Origin of the sequence: Streptomyces sp. NBC_00388 (genome assembly GCF_036061255.1) — a bacterium.
Lineage (GTDB): Bacteria > Actinomycetota > Actinomycetes > Streptomycetales > Streptomycetaceae > Streptomyces.
On the sequence record NZ_CP107948.1, the window covers coordinates 3,632,276 to 3,646,079 of the forward strand.

General features: G+C 69.4%; 11 protein-coding genes and 1 tRNA gene. 6 read left to right on the forward strand and 6 right to left on the reverse strand.

Annotation, left to right across the window (positions count from 1 at the left end):
* Positions 1 to 69 precede the first annotated feature (69 nt).
* From hrpA to OG917_RS16425, 3 genes are all read left to right on the forward strand, one after another.
* Positions 70 to 4,005: an ATP-dependent RNA helicase HrpA gene (hrpA, locus tag OG917_RS16415; protein ID WP_328318344.1), complete on the forward strand. Its 3,936-nt coding sequence runs from the start codon at positions 70 to 72 to the stop codon at positions 4,003 to 4,005.
* A gap of 110 nt (positions 4,006 to 4,115) precedes the next feature.
* A tRNA-Asp gene (locus tag OG917_RS16420) sits at positions 4,116 to 4,190 on the forward strand.
* A 164-nt stretch (positions 4,191 to 4,354) separates the two neighbouring features.
* A complete protein-coding gene (locus OG917_RS16425) occupies positions 4,355 to 4,522 on the forward strand; it encodes a DUF6274 family protein (RefSeq protein WP_328318345.1) in 168 nt (55 codons plus the stop codon).
* 473 nt (positions 4,523 to 4,995) lie between these two features.
* Here OG917_RS16425 and bldC read toward each other — a convergent pair whose 3' ends face one another.
* A complete protein-coding gene (gene bldC, locus OG917_RS16430; protein WP_003949541.1) occupies positions 4,996 to 5,202 on the reverse strand; it encodes a developmental transcriptional regulator BldC in 207 nt (68 codons plus the stop codon).
* A gap of 491 nt (positions 5,203 to 5,693) precedes the next feature.
* Positions 5,694 to 6,554 (reverse strand): hypothetical protein, encoded by an 861-nt coding sequence (locus OG917_RS16435; protein ID WP_328318346.1) that lies wholly within the window; start codon positions 6,552 to 6,554, stop codon positions 5,694 to 5,696.
* A 154-nt stretch (positions 6,555 to 6,708) separates the two neighbouring features.
* On the opposite strand from OG917_RS16435, the gene OG917_RS16440 reads away from it, so the two are divergent.
* The gene (locus OG917_RS16440) at positions 6,709 to 7,845 is read left to right on the forward strand and encodes a Leu/Phe/Val dehydrogenase (protein WP_328321948.1); all 1,137 of its coding nucleotides are present in this window, start codon (positions 6,709 to 6,711) and stop codon (positions 7,843 to 7,845) included.
* Positions 7,846 to 8,124: 279 nt separating this feature from the next.
* Positions 8,125 to 8,376, forward strand: coding sequence for a DUF3073 domain-containing protein (locus OG917_RS16445; RefSeq protein WP_164263978.1), 252 nt, complete (start codon positions 8,125 to 8,127; stop codon positions 8,374 to 8,376).
* 207 nt (positions 8,377 to 8,583) lie between these two features.
* On the opposite strand, the gene purM is transcribed toward OG917_RS16445, so the two are convergent.
* The 4 genes from purM to OG917_RS16465 all read right to left on the reverse strand — a co-directional run bounded on the left by purM (position 8,584) and on the right by OG917_RS16465 (position 12,989).
* Positions 8,584 to 9,684, reverse strand: coding sequence for a phosphoribosylformylglycinamidine cyclo-ligase (gene purM / locus OG917_RS16450; protein ID WP_328318347.1), 1,101 nt, complete (start codon positions 9,682 to 9,684; stop codon positions 8,584 to 8,586).
* Between the two features lie 32 nt (positions 9,685 to 9,716).
* The gene (purF, locus tag OG917_RS16455; protein ID WP_328318348.1) at positions 9,717 to 11,243 is read right to left on the reverse strand and encodes an amidophosphoribosyltransferase; all 1,527 of its coding nucleotides are present in this window, start codon (positions 11,241 to 11,243) and stop codon (positions 9,717 to 9,719) included.
* 79 nt (positions 11,244 to 11,322) lie between these two features.
* The gene (locus OG917_RS16460; protein WP_328318349.1) at positions 11,323 to 12,114 is read right to left on the reverse strand and encodes an META domain-containing protein; all 792 of its coding nucleotides are present in this window, start codon (positions 12,112 to 12,114) and stop codon (positions 11,323 to 11,325) included.
* Positions 12,115 to 12,197: 83 nt separating this feature from the next.
* Entirely contained in the window at positions 12,198 to 12,989 is a 792-nt protein-coding gene (locus OG917_RS16465) for a maleylpyruvate isomerase family mycothiol-dependent enzyme (protein WP_328318350.1), read from the reverse strand.
* 207 nt (positions 12,990 to 13,196) lie between these two features.
* On the opposite strand from OG917_RS16465, the gene OG917_RS16470 reads away from it, so the two are divergent.
* Complete coding sequence (locus tag OG917_RS16470; protein WP_328318351.1) at positions 13,197 to 13,553, forward strand: DUF805 domain-containing protein; 357 nt, start codon at positions 13,197 to 13,199, stop codon at positions 13,551 to 13,553.
* Positions 13,554 to 13,804 lie beyond the last annotated feature (251 nt).

Here is a 13,804-nt window from a genome sequence, read left to right on the forward strand (position 1 = left end):
ACGCACTCAGAAGGGCGTCGTCAAATCCGTTCGCCAGCGGGTTGCGCAGGGTGAGATCCTGGATCAGGTATGTCTACTTCCTTCGCTGATATCCAGGCCACGCTCAACGAGCTGTCGCTGCGCGACGCGCACCGGCTCGGCCGACGCCTGGAGGGCGCCCGCCGTATCCGCAAACCAGAGGCCCGGCAGGCCGCACTGGACCAGATCGCCGCCGACGCGGAGAGGTCCGCGGCCCGCATGGCGCGCAGGGCTGCCCGGGTGCCCGCGGTCAGCTACCCCGACCAGCTCCCGGTCAGCCGGAAGAAGGACGAGATCGCCGAGGCGATACGGGATCACCAGGTGGTGATCGTCGCCGGTGAGACCGGGTCCGGCAAGACCACGCAGATCCCGAAGATCTGCCTGGAGCTGGGGCGCGGTGTCCGGGGGATGATCGGCCACACCCAGCCCCGCCGGATCGCCGCGCGGACCGTCGCCGAGCGCATCGCCGACGAGATGAGCACCCCGCTGGGCGAGGCGGTCGGCTGGAAGGTCCGCTTCACCGACCAGGTCGACCAGGAAGCCACCTTCATCAAGCTGATGACGGACGGCATCCTCCTCGCCGAGATCCAGACGGACCGCGAGCTGCGCGCGTACGACACGATCATCATCGACGAGGCACACGAGCGGTCGCTCAACATCGACTTCCTGCTGGGGTACCTGGCCCAGCTGCTGCCGAAGCGGCCGGATCTGAAGGTCGTCATCACCTCGGCCACCATCGACCCGCAGCGGTTCGCCCGGCACTTCGGCGACGCTCCGGTCGTGGAGGTCAGCGGCCGTACGTACCCGGTGGAGGTGCGCTACCGCCCGCTCCTGGAGGAGGAGGGCGAGGAGGGCGACCGGGACCAGATCACCGCGATCTGCGAGGCGGTCGACGAGCTGCAGAACGAGGGGCCGGGCGATGTCCTGGTCTTCCTCTCCGGCGAGCGCGACATCCGGGACACCGCCGACGCGCTGAACAAGCGGGCTCTGCGCCGGACCGAGGTGCTGCCGCTCTACGCGCGGCTGTCGCACGCGGAGCAGCACCGGGTGTTCCAGCGCCCGTCAGGCAGCGGCAGACGGGTGGTGCTCGCCACCAACGTCGCGGAGACCTCGCTGACCGTGCCCGGCATCAAGTACGTGATCGACCCGGGCACCGCCCGGATCTCCCGCTACAGCCACCGCACCAAGGTCCAGCGGCTGCCCATCGAGCGGGTCTCGCAGGCCAGCGCCAACCAGCGCAAGGGCCGCTGCGGGCGTACGTCGGACGGGATCTGCATCCGGCTGTACGCGGAGGACGACTTCCTCACCCGCCCGGAGTTCACCGACCCGGAGATCCTCCGGACGAACCTGGCGTCCGTCATCCTCCAGATGACCGCGGCCGGCCTCGGCGACATCGAGAAGTTCCCCTTCATCGACCCGCCGGACCACCGCAACATCCGCGACGGCGTCCAGCTGCTCCAGGAACTCGGCGCGCTCGACCCCAAGGAGAAGGACCCCAAGCGGCGGCTCACCGATGAGGGCCGCAAGCTCAGCCAGCTGCCCGTCGACCCGCGACTGGCCCGGATGGTGCTGGAGGCCGACCGGAACGGCTGTGTGAGCGAGGTGATGGTCATCGCCGCCGCGCTCTCCATCCAGGACCCGCGCGAGCGCCCGGCGGAGAAGCAGACGCAGGCCGACCAGCAGCACGCCCGCTTCAAGGACGAGACCTCCGACTTCCTGGCCTTCCTCAACCTCTGGCGTTACATCCGCGACCAGCAGAAGGAGCGCGGCTCCTCCAGCTTCCGCCGGATGTGCAAGCAGGAGTACCTGAACTTCCTGCGGATCCGTGAGTGGCAGGACATCTACGCGCAGCTGCGCTCGGTCGCCAGGACCATGGGTATCAGGCTGAACGAGGAGGACGCGCCCGAACAGGCGGTGCACACCTCGCTGCTCGCCGGCCTGCTGTCGCACATCGGGCTCAAGGACACCGAGAAGAACGAGTATCTGGGCGCCAGGAACGCCAAGTTCGCGATCTTCCCCGGCTCGGCGCTCTTCAAGAAGCAGCCGCGCTTCATCATGTCCGCCGAGCTGGTGGAGACCTCACGGCTGTGGGCCAGGGTCAACGCCAAGGTCGAGCCGGAGTGGATCGAACCGCTCGCCCAGCACCTGGTGAAGCACACCTACAGCGAGCCGCACTGGGAGAAGGACCAGGCCGCGGTGATGGCGTACGAACGGGTCACGCTGTACGGCGTCCCGATCGTGGCCCAGCGCAAGATCAATTATGGCCGGATCGACCCGGAGACCAGCCGGGAGCTTTTCATTCGCAACGCTCTGGTCGAGGGCGACTGGCGCACCCACCACAAGTTCTTCGCGGCCAACCGCAGACTCCTCGCCGAGGTCGAGGAGTTGGAGCACCGCGCGCGGCGCCGCGACATCCTGGTGGACGACGAGACGCTCTTCGACTTCTACGACGGGCGGATCCCGGAGCACGTCGTCTCCGGCGCGCACTTCGACTCCTGGTGGAAGCACAAGCAGCGGGACGAGCCCGAGGCGCTCGACTTCGAACGCTCGATGCTGATCACCGAGAAGGCCGGAGCCGTCACCAAGGACGACTATCCGGACTCCTGGCGGCAGGGGAAGCTGAAGTTCCGGGTGACGTACCAGTTCGAGCCGGGCGCCGACGCGGACGGGGTGACGGTCCACATCCCGCTCCAGGTGCTCAACCAGGTGACGCCGGAGGGCTTCGACTGGCAGATCCCGGGGCTGCGTGAAGAGGTGGTCACCGAGCTGATCCGCTCCCTGCCCAAGCCGGTCCGCCGCCACTATGTCCCCGCGCCGAACTACGCGGGAGCCTTCCTGGACCGCGCGGTGCCCCTCCAGGAGCCGCTTCCGCAGACACTCGCCCGGGAACTCCAGCGCATGGTCGGGGTCCCGGTCAGCCCCGAGGACTTCGACCTCTCCCGGGTGCCGGACCACCTCAAGATCACCTTCCGGATCGTGGACGAGCGGCGCCGCAACGTGGCCGAGGACAAGGACCTGGAAGCACTCAGGCTCAGGCTGCGCCCCAAGGCCCGCCAGGCGATCTCCAAGGCGGCGGCCGCGACGGCGGGCCCGGCCGGCGAGTCGGTCGAGCGGACCGGCCTCACCGACTGGACGGTCGGCACCCTTTCCCGGGTCTTCGAGACCCGGAGGGCCGGGCAGCCGGTCCGCGCCTTCCCCGCACTGGTCGACGCGGGAGAGAGCGTGTCCGTACGGCTCTTCGACACCGAGGCCGAGCAGCAGCAGGCGATGTGGCGGGGCACCCGCAGGCTGATCCTGCTCAACATCCCGGTGAACCCGGCCAAGTTCGCCTCGGACCGGCTCTCCAACCAGGCGAAGCTCGCCCTGTCCCGCAATCCCCACGGCTCGGTCCAGGCGCTCTTCGAGGACTGTGCGACAGCGGCCGCCGATCAGCTGATCGCCGACCACGGCGGGCCCGCCTGGGACGAGGAGTCGTACCGCAGGCTGTACGAGAAGGTGCGCGCCGATCTCGTCGAGACGACCATCAGGACGGTCGACCAGGTCCAGCAGATCCTGGCGGCCTGGCAGGCCGCCGAGCGGCGTCTGAAGGCCACCACCAGCCTGGTGCTGGTCGCCAACCTGGCGGACGTGAGGAGCCAGTTGGCGACGCTCATCAAGCCGGGGTTCGTCACCGCGACCGGGCTGCGCAGGCTGCCCGGCCTGATGCGCTACATGGTCGCCGCCGACCGCCGCCTCCAGCAGATGCCGACGGCGGTGCAGCGCGACACCACGCGCATGGAGAAGATCCACGAGATGCAGGACGAGTACGCGTGGCTGCTTGAGCAGTTGCCGCAGGGGAGGCCGGTGCCCAAGGAGGTGCTCGACATCCGCTGGATGATCGAGGAGCTGCGGGTGAGCTACTTCGCCCATGCCCTCGGCACCGCCCAGACCGTGTCGGACAAGCGCATCGTGAAGGCGATCGACGCGGTGGTCGCGGCGGTCCGCTGAGCGGCCCACAACCAGTTCGACCAGGGGGCCCGACCTCCTGTACAGTCTGTCTCGCAGCCAAGCGCAAGCGACACCGGGCGAGTCTCTCGACCGGCAGGGCTGCGAAGCCTGGTCCTGTGGAGCAGTTTGGAGTGCTCGCCACCCTGTCAAGGTGGAGGCCGCGGGTTCAAATCCCGTCAGGACCGCAGTGAAAGCAGCACGGCAGAAGGGCCCGCATCCTCACCGGATGCGGGCCCTTCTGCCGTTTCCGTCCAGCGCCTCCCCGCACGTGTCTTGACGGCGTGTCCCGCGCGCGGGTACTTCAGACAGCAGGAGCTCCCGGGGCAGTGGGACGGCAGGAGGTCGGCGCATGGCGGCTGTGGCGCGACACGAGACGCGGGCGCTGCTGCGCGCCCATCTGGCGGCCGCCGTGGGCCATCGCCACCTCACCCGGCACTGTGCGGTCTGTCACCGGCTGCTGAAGCTCGCCATGGAGCCGCCGGCGGCCGACGAGGACGGTGCGGCCGCAGGCCGGTGATCCCGCCGCCCGCGGGGGTCTTTCAGTGACGGCGCACGGTTTTGGCAAGTCCCCCGGCATGTGACGGGTGTCACGGAATGAGTTTTGAGAAGTGCTGAACTTAACCCCTCCCTACAACGGTCCCATTTAATATGTGCAATTGCACTGCTGTGCGAGACGTAACCGGTGGCACACGCTGAGCCTCCGGAACGGCACCGACAACGGGACGACAGGGCGGAATCGGACGCCCCCCAACGGCCCCTGGGGGCCCGGCAGGCGGCCTCGCGCGGCGCCCCCGAGGCATCCCCGGCGACCGGCCCGGCGCGGGCCCGCACGGCCCCGGACCGGTCAGGACAGAAAAAAGATCGCGCTGGACCCGGCGGAGTCCAGCGCGATCAAAGACAGAAGTCCGTTGGGGCGGACAGCCGTCAAGTGGAGCAATATCGGGCCGAATCGGGTTGGGGGACCCGAAAACGCCCGATTTATTAGGTTGTTCAGGCCTCGCTGCGCTGCTGCGGAATACCCGCGAGCAGAGCACGGACCTCTGCCTCGCGGTACCGGCGATGTCCACCCAGCGTTCGGATGGACGTGAGCTTGCCCGCCTTCGCCCAGCGGGTGACCGTCTTCGGGTCCACGCGGAACATCGTGGCAACCTCAGCCGGGGTCAGCAGCGGCTCGGCATCAGGGGTGCGAGCGGTCATGAGCGGCCTCCTCGGGAGAACCGAACCATCTCGGTTCTTTCCTCTAAATTCTGCACCTTGACCCGTGTTGCCCGAAATAGGGGACACGGGCCGAGTCGGTTATAGGACGAACGGCTTGTCTTCGGCACTACAACTACACCATCCGTCCAGCCACGTCGGCCAAACCGATGGAATTGCCCTCTCAGGCGCTCATCAACGGCCGAAGCCCGATGGACCATGCCATAGCGGACAGTCACGCCGCAGTGACGATCAGTCACATGGTCATCAGGAGTCATCAGACCCCCCATAGAGTGCAATGCCGAGGAATCCGCCCTTACTTGGACGGACGGAGCCCTCCCCGGGCTCCTTGTCCTATTTTGACACGAGGGTGGGGGATGGGCGCAAGGCCCCGGTTAGTGCGGTCCGTCACGCTTGACGTAAAGGCCCGGATCAGGACCTAGGTCCCCGACCGGCTCCGCACCGGGTCCCGAACCCCCTGACGGACGCCCCCGTCAGTTGGCCGTCTGCCGGGCCCGGACGGCGCGCCAGCGGTCCGCGAGCCGCTCGTAGGCCGCGTCCGCCGTCTCCTCGTCCCCCGAGCGCAGCGCGGCGACCGCCGCGGCCACATCGGCGGCCGAACGGTCCTCCTCCAACTGCTCACCGGAGAGCGCGTGCACCAGACCGCCGTAATCGAGTTCGACCAGCGACCGGGGGTGGAACTCCTCAAGCCACTTGCCGACGTCGACCAGCCCCTCGGTGAGCGGTCCCTCCTCGAAGTGCTCCCTGAGCGTCTTCAGCGACCGGGCCAGCCGGCGCCTCGCCTGCACCATCGGGGTCCGGTAGCGCATGACCGGCGGCGTCCCGGCGGCCTCACCATCGGCGGGGCCGGCCTTCTCGTACTCGCGCTCCGCGTCGTCGAAGAGCGTGAACCAGCGCACCGGGACATGCCAGACCGTGGTCCGGATCCACGGCCGCGCGTCCGGGTTCCGCTCCAGCCAGTGCTCGTAGTCGGCAGCGGCCTGCAGCCGCACCACCGGCGGCAGCACCACATCGAGCACCGGCTCCGGGTACTGCTCCGCCATCGCCTCCAGCGCCTGCCAGCCGCGCAGCCTCGTCCGCCAGGGGCAGACGCAGACCACGCCGTCCAGCTCGGCCACGAACGCGTCGGCGCTCTCATGCACCGGAACGGCCACCGGGGGCGTCGGCAGCAGATCCGCCAGCGCGCGCCGCAGCTCGTCCTGCGCCGTCGGCAGGTCGCTGCGCCGCGCATAGCGGGCCCAGTGGTCGCGCTCGGCCTCCGGGAAGGCCGCCAAGGGCTCGTACACCCGCAGGTAGGACGTATAGGGGACGATCACTGAGGACACCACCGCCATAGGTGAATCGTCCCATGTCACTGCTCCACGAGGGGGTGATCCTCGGCACTGCGCCTGATCCTCGGACGCGCAGGGCCTAATCTGCTGCCATCCGGCCCTCTCCACCCGTAAGAGGGCCGCCGCCTCGTACTTGGGAGTCACCACCGTGACCGATATGACCGGCGCTACTGTTCCCGACGTCGCCGTCGTCCCCGCCATCCCGGACGGCCCTGCCGATGTGCTGCACACCCTCTTCCACTCGGACCAGGGCGGGCACGAGCAGGTCGTCCTCTGCCAGGACCGCGCCTCCGGCCTCAAGGCCGTGATCGCCCTCCACTCCACCGCCCTGGGCCCGGCCCTCGGCGGCACGCGCTTCTACCCGTACGCGAACGAGGGGGCGGCCGTCGCGGACGCGCTGAACCTCGCCCGCGGCATGTCGTACAAGAACGCCATGGCCGGTCTGGACCACGGTGGCGGCAAGGCCGTGATCATCGGCGACCCCGAGCTGATCAAGACGGAGGAACTCCTGCTGGCCTACGGCAGGTTCGTCTCCTCGCTCGGCGGTCGGTACGTGACGGCGTGCGACGTCGGCACGTACGTCGCGGACATGGACGTGGTGGCGCGCGAGTGCGCCTGGACCACCGGCCGCTCCCCCGAGAACGGTGGCGCGGGTGACTCCTCGGTCCTCACCGCCTTCGGCGTCTACCAGGGCATGCGGGCCAGCGCCCAGCACCTGTGGGGCGACCCCTCGCTGCGCGGCCGCAGGGTCGGCGTCGCGGGCGTCGGCAAGGTCGGCCACCATCTGGTCGGGCACCTGCTGGCCGAGGGCGCGGAGGTGGTGATCACCGACGTACGGGAGGACTCCCTGCGCCGTGTCACCGAAGCCCACCCGGGCCGCGTCACCACGGTCCGGGACACCGCTGCGCTGATCCGCACCGAGGGGCTCGACATCTACGCGCCGTGCGCCCTGGGCGGCGCGCTCAACGACATCTCGGTACCTGTCCTCACCGCGAAGGTGGTGTGCGGCGCGGCCAACAACCAGCTCGCCCATCCCGGCGTCGAGAAGGATCTCGCGGATCTGGGGATCCTCTACGCCCCCGACTACGTGGTGAACGCCGGCGGGGTGATCCAGGTCGCCGACGAACTGCACGGTTTCGACTTCGACCGCTGCAAGAAGAAGGCCGCAGGGATCTTCGACACGACGCTGGCAATATTCGCACGAGCAAAGGAAGACGGCATTCCGCCGGCTGCGGCCGCCGACCGGATCGCCGAGCAGCGCATGGCGGCGGCCCGGCGGGGGCCCGGCCACTGACCGTGCGCGCGTACTGACCCGCTGTCGGGGAGACGTGACTCACCCCCGTCGGCGGGTCGGCCGCCAAGAAGAGGTTAAAATCGCAGCTGACCAGCGAGGACAGGGCTCCTCGCTGGTTCTGTGAAGCGGCGCTTCCTGCGGGCGGCGTACCGTATGGCCGCGGAAGCAGGTACCGTTGAAGCCCTACGGACCGGACTCTTCACGGAGAGTCCGTTCCGAATCATGAACGGGTGTCAAGACTCTGGGGCCGTCGAGCCCCGTCACCGAGGGGGTCGAGCCATGGGGCGCGGCCGGGCAAAGGCCAAGCAGACGAAGGTCGCCCGCCAGCTGAAGTACAGCAGCGGCGGAACAGACCTGTCACGTCTGGCCAATGAGCTGGGCGCATCTCCTACGAGTCAGCCACCGAACGCGGAGCCGTTCGAGGACGACGAAGAGGAAGATGACCCGTACGCACAGTACGCGGATCGTTATAACGAGGATCAGGACGAGGACGACGAGTCCGGTCCTTCGTCTCAGCGCCGCGGCGCTTGACGTACACCACCTCAGCAGCATTCCCAGCGCCGTCTCCGGCAGCGCTGTCACACTGACCCGGTCCAGGGCTCCCGGCCTCGGACCGGGTTCAGTGCTGTCCGCAGGCCGACCGGTGCACAGCGGGCGGGCCGCCCGGTCCGCACCGGCCCGGCGCGCCACCCGACGGCCTGCCCGGGCCCGTCCCTGCCCTGCCCCGCGCTCCGCCGCCTACTTGGCGTAGTCCCCGGTCAGTCCGGCGCCCATGGCGTGGTCGCCGCGTCCGGTGATCTCCCCCGCGACCCAGGCGTCCAGACCCCGGTCCTCAAGGGTCGCGAGCGCCGCGTCCACGGACTCGCCCGGGACGACGGCCATCATGCCGACACCCATGTTGAGGGTCTTCTCCAGCTCCAGGCGTTCGACCTGTCCGGCCGTGCCGACGACGTCGAAGACCGCGCCGGGGGTCCAGGTCGACCGGTCCACCGTGGCGTACAGGTGGTCCGGGATCACCCGGGCCAGGTTGTTGGCGAGGCCGCCGCCGGTGATGTGGCTGAAACCGTGCACCTCGGTCGTACGGGTCAGGGCCAGGCAGTCCAGCGAGTAGATCCTGGTCGGCTCCAGGAGCTCCTCGCCGAGCGTCCTGCCGAACTCCGCGATCTCCCGGTCCAGCGCCCAGCCGGCCCGGTCGAAGACTACGTGGCGGACGAGCGAGTACCCGTTCGAGTGAAGTCCGGACGAAGCCATCGCGATGACGGCGTCGCCCTCACGGATCCGGTCGGGGCCCAGCAGCCGGTCCGCCTCGACCACACCCGTGCCGGCTCCGGCGACATCGAAGTCGTCCTCACCGAGGAGGCCGGGGTGTTCGGCGGTCTCGCCGCCGACCAGCGCACAGCCGGCCAGCACACAGCCCTCGGCGATGCCCTTCACGATCGCGGCGACACGCTCGGGGAAGACCTTGCCGACGCAGATGTAGTCGGTCATGAAGAGCGGTTCGGCGCCGCACACGACCAGGTCGTCCACGACCATGCCGACGAGGTCGTGGCCGATGGTGTCGTACACGCCCATCTTGCGGGCGAGGTCCACCTTGGTCCCCACGCCGTCGGTGGCGGAGGCGAGGAGGGGCCGCTCGTACCGCTTCAGGGCCGATGCGTCGAAGAGCCCGGCGAATCCGCCCAGCCCGCCCAGGCCCGCGACCTCGGCGCGCTGCGTCTTCTTCACCCACTCCTTCATCAGCTCGACGGCGCGGTCACCGGCTTCGATATCGACGCCGGCGGCCGCGTAGCTGGCACCGGCGGTCCGGTGCGGAGCGCGCTCGGAAGATTCAGCAGACATGGTTCTGGGACTTTCGTGTCGTACTGCGGGGCTTACGGGCGACGGAGCGCTTCAGCGGCGGCGGTGCTCGCCGGTCCGGCCGCGAGTTCGGTCTCCAGCAGCTGCTTGCCGAGCAGCTCGGGGTCGGGCAGTTCCATCGGGTACTCGCCGTCGAAGCAGGCCCGGCAGAGGTTCGGCTTGGCGATGGTCGTCGCCTCGATCATGCCGTCGATGGAGATGTACGAGAGCGAGTCGGCCCCCATCGAGGTCGCGATCTCGTCGACGGACATGCCGTTGGCGATGAGCTCGGCCCGGGTCGCGAAGTCGATACCGAAGAAGCAGGGCCACTTCACGGGCGGGGAGGAGATCCTGATGTGGATCTCGGCGGCGCCCGCCTCGCGGAGCATCTTGACCAGGGCGCGCTGGGTATTGCCGCGCACGATCGAGTCGTCGACGACGACCAGGCGCTTCCCGCGGATGACTTCCTTGAGCGGGTTGAGCTTGAGGCGGATACCGAGCTGGCGGATCGTCTGGGACGGCTGGATGAAGGTCCGGCCGACATAGGCGTTCTTGACCAGGCCCGAGCCGTACGGAATCCCGCTGGCCTCGGCGTAACCGATCGCCGCGGGCGTTCCCGACTCGGGCGTCGCTATCACCAGGTCGGCTTCCGCCGGGGCCTCTGCGGCCAGCTTCCGGCCCATCTCCACGCGCGAGAGGTAGACGTTCCGGCCGGCGATGTCCGTGTCGGGGCGCGCCAGGTACACGTACTCGAAGACGCAGCCCTTGGGCTTCGCTTCTGCGAATCGTGTGCTGCGCAGACCGTTCTCGTCGATGGCGATCAGCTCACCGGGCTCGACCTCGCGGACGAAGGAAGCGCCGCAGATGTCGAGGGCGGCGGACTCGGAGGCCACCACCCAGCCGCGCTCCAGCCGGCCGAGGACCAGCGGGCGGATGCCCTGCGGATCGCGGGCGGCGTAGAGGGTGTGCTCGTCCATGAAGACCAGCGAGAAGGCGCCCTTGGCTTCGGGCAGCACCTTGGGGGCGGCTTCCTCGATCGTGAGGGGCTTGCCGTCGCCGTCGGTCTGGCCCGCGAGGAGAGCGGTGATCAGATCGGTGTCGTTGGTCGCGGCCAGCTGGGTGGAGCGGCCGTGCTCCTTCGGCAGCTCGGCGACGAGCGCTGCCAGCTGAGCCGTGTTGACCAGGTTGCCGTTGTGACCGAGGGCGATCGATCCGTGCGCGGTGGCACGGAAGGTGGGCTGCGCGTTCTCCCACACCGAGGCTCCGGTGGTGGAGTAGCGGGCATGGCCCACGGCGATATGGCCCTGGAGAGAGCTGAGAGAGGTTTCGTCGAAGACCTGTGAGACCAGACCCATGTCCTTGAAGACCAGGATCTGGGACCCATTGCTCACTGCGATGCCCGCGGACTCCTGTCCACGGTGCTGCAGGGCATACAGTCCGAAATAGGTGAGCTTGGCGACCTCTTCACCCGGAGCCCAGACACCGAAGACGCCACAAGCGTCCTGGGGGCCTTTCTCTCCGGGGAGCAGGTCGTGGTTGAGTCGTCCATCACCACGAGGCACGCCACCGAGTGTAGGCGAGATCGACCACTGGTCCGAATTGGGGATCGGCGCCGGCGCCGGTCCTGACCGATACGCGGTGCTATGCGGTGGCGCGGATTCCGGTCCCGTCGGCGGCCGTGAGCGTGAGGACGCGGTGCTCGATTCCGTAGCGCACAGGCCCGTGCAGCACCGTGAGCAGCTTCCTCTCCAGCGTCATCGCGGGCGCCTTGCACATCATGCGCGTGGTGGTGAGACGCCCGAAGGTGACGGTGCCATCCGTGACCTTCGCCATACCGCTGACCCTGTTGCAGCCGAGGTTCCCGCGCACGGAACCGTCCTTGCCGAAGGTCAGGTGCGCCGTGCCCGCGGTGCCCCGCGGCAGCGTGGAGATGCTCGCTCCGTCGACGAGCGCGTCCACCTTCCATGCGGTGCCGGTGAGCGGAGCAGGCTGTTCCGCGGGCTTGCGGGTGAGCGTCACGGAGTCTCCCTTGCCTGTACGCAGAGTGAGCTTTCCGCCGCTGAGACGGACGGCGAGCTTGCCGGTGAGGGTCTTGTGCAGGGCGGTCTCGTACCACTGGAGGTTCTTCGGGCAGCCGATCAGCGTGCTGGTGGCGGCTCCGACGGTGAGGGTGTCGTCCTTGACGGTGGCCGGGGCGCTGAAGTGGTTGCAGCCGGACGAGCCGCTCACCCGTCCCTTCTCGAATGCGATGCCGGCACCGGCCGGAGCCTTCCGCACGGTGCCGCCGGCCGAGACACTGTCGACGGTCCAGCCGGTCCCGGTGAGGGGGACATCCGGCTCTGCCGGGGTGCTCGACGCTGATCCTTTGTCCGTGCCGCAGGCGGCCAGTGTGAAGAGGGCCAGGGCGGCGACGGCGGTGCGTTGCGTGTGCATGGCGGTTGGACGGGACGAGTGGGGTGTCCGGTTCCCCGGCCGGGTGCCGCTTCCCCTCGTGATGGGCCGGAGGGGGCGGCCCGTCAGCCCATCAAGGGGAGCAGGTGCGAGAGATCGGCCCGCTCACCGCCTGCCACGACCAGGGCGCCGTCCACCGCCTGCTGCCACTGCGTGCGCCCGGTGGCCAGCCGGATCCAGCTGAGGGGGTCGGTCTCCACGACGTTCGGCGGAGTGCCGCGGGTGTGGCGGGGGCCCTCGACGCACTGCACGACGGCGTAGGGCGGGATCCGCACCTCCGTCGAAGCGCCGGGGGCTCTGGCCGCGAGGGCGTCCGCGAGGAGGCGGGTGCAGGCGGCCAGGGCCTTGGGGTCGTACGGGATCTCCAGACCCACCGCCGCGTTCAGATCGTCCGTGTGGACCACCAGCTCCACACAGCGCGACACCAGATAGTCGGCGAGCCGCATGGCCCCGACGCGGGTGGCGAGCAGCCGCTCACCGTCGGCGCCGGGCAGCCGCTCGGCGAGCGCGGCGACCGCCCGGTCGAGCAGCTCCACCGGGTCGGAGGCGGCGGCGAGCGCCCGCACGTCCTCGGAGATACGGTCCGCGACCGGGGCTGTGGCGAACGGCCATTCCAGCAGCGTCAGTTCCTGGACGGCCGGGGCCTCCTCGTCGAGGAAACGGCTGACGCTCCCGACGGCCATGGCGAGATGCGCGGCCAGCTCACGCACGGTCCAGTCCCCGAGCCGGGTGGGCAGAGCGAGCTGGCCGGGTGCGAGGGAGCGCACCGCGTTCCTGACGTACTCGCACTGGGCCAGCACCGCGGTGCGGGTCGTGGCGAAGTCGTAGCGGCGGGCGCGCTTCTGGGACGGGGGCATGAGAGGGAGCGTAGAGGGCGGGTCCGACAGTGCGGCCGCCGAACCCCCCGGGGCATGGCCGCGGAACCCCCGGAACGTGTCCGTCCGCGTCCGGTCACCCGTGCGTCGCCCGACATACCTTGACCCGTCCACTTCAAGCCACATACGTTCTACCGTCCGGCCCGGCAATCGTGACGGGCCGTTCGGCATGACTTTGGGGGGACCGAAGTGAACTGGTATCTCGACGTAATCAAGAACTACGTGGGCTTCAGCGGGCGTGCACGCCGCCAGGAGTACTGGATGTTCACGCTGTTCAGCGTCATCATCAGCATCGTGCTGGCGATCATCTCCGCGGCAGTGCTCGACAGCAACTGGCTCAGCGGCATCTACAGCCTCGCCGTCCTGCTGCCCACCCTCGCCGTGACCGTGCGCCGCCTGCACGACACCGGCAGGTCGGGGGGTTGGATCTTCATCGCCCTCGTCCCGCTCGTGGGCTGGATCGTGCTGCTCGTCTTCCTCGTCATCGAGGGCGAGCACCAGAGCAACTCCCACGGCCCCGACCCGAAGGCGGTCGCGGGCTACTGATCCGGGCAGCAGACGCCCCGGTACGGCCGCCCGCGCCCGCAGGGCCGGGCGGCCGGCACTACCAGCAGCGGGGGACGCCCGGGAGGCACTCCTGCTGCCCGTCCCGGCCGTCCCCGACGGCCTCACGGCGGTCGGTTGACGCAGGAGCAGACGGATCCGGGCCGTAGTGGCTCCGGCCCTTCGACGGCCCGCGGAGACAGGAACGGCCCTCAGGCCCCCGATGGAGCCTGAGGGCCGGCCTGTCACTCGTC

Bases quoted from the DNA above. Each gene is read 5' to 3' on its own strand.
- hrpA (WP_328318344.1), top strand. From the start codon at position 70: ATGTCTACTTCCTTCGCTGATATCCAGGCCACGCTCAACGAGCTGTCG.
- OG917_RS16425 (WP_328318345.1), top strand. From the start codon at position 4,355: ATGGCGGCTGTGGCGCGACACGAGACGCGGGCGCTGCTGCGCGCCCAT.
- bldC (WP_003949541.1), bottom strand. From the start codon at position 5,202: ATGACCGCTCGCACCCCTGATGCCGAGCCGCTGCTGACCCCGGCTGAG.
- OG917_RS16435 (WP_328318346.1), bottom strand. From the start codon at position 6,554: ATGGCGGTGGTGTCCTCAGTGATCGTCCCCTATACGTCCTACCTGCGG.
- OG917_RS16440 (WP_328321948.1), top strand. From the start codon at position 6,709: ATGACCGGCGCTACTGTTCCCGACGTCGCCGTCGTCCCCGCCATCCCG.
- OG917_RS16445 (WP_164263978.1), top strand. From the start codon at position 8,125: ATGGGGCGCGGCCGGGCAAAGGCCAAGCAGACGAAGGTCGCCCGCCAG.
- purM (WP_328318347.1), bottom strand. From the start codon at position 9,684: ATGTCTGCTGAATCTTCCGAGCGCGCTCCGCACCGGACCGCCGGTGCC.
- OG917_RS16460 (WP_328318349.1), bottom strand. From the start codon at position 12,114: ATGCACACGCAACGCACCGCCGTCGCCGCCCTGGCCCTCTTCACACTG.
- OG917_RS16465 (WP_328318350.1), bottom strand. From the start codon at position 12,989: ATGCCCCCGTCCCAGAAGCGCGCCCGCCGCTACGACTTCGCCACGACC.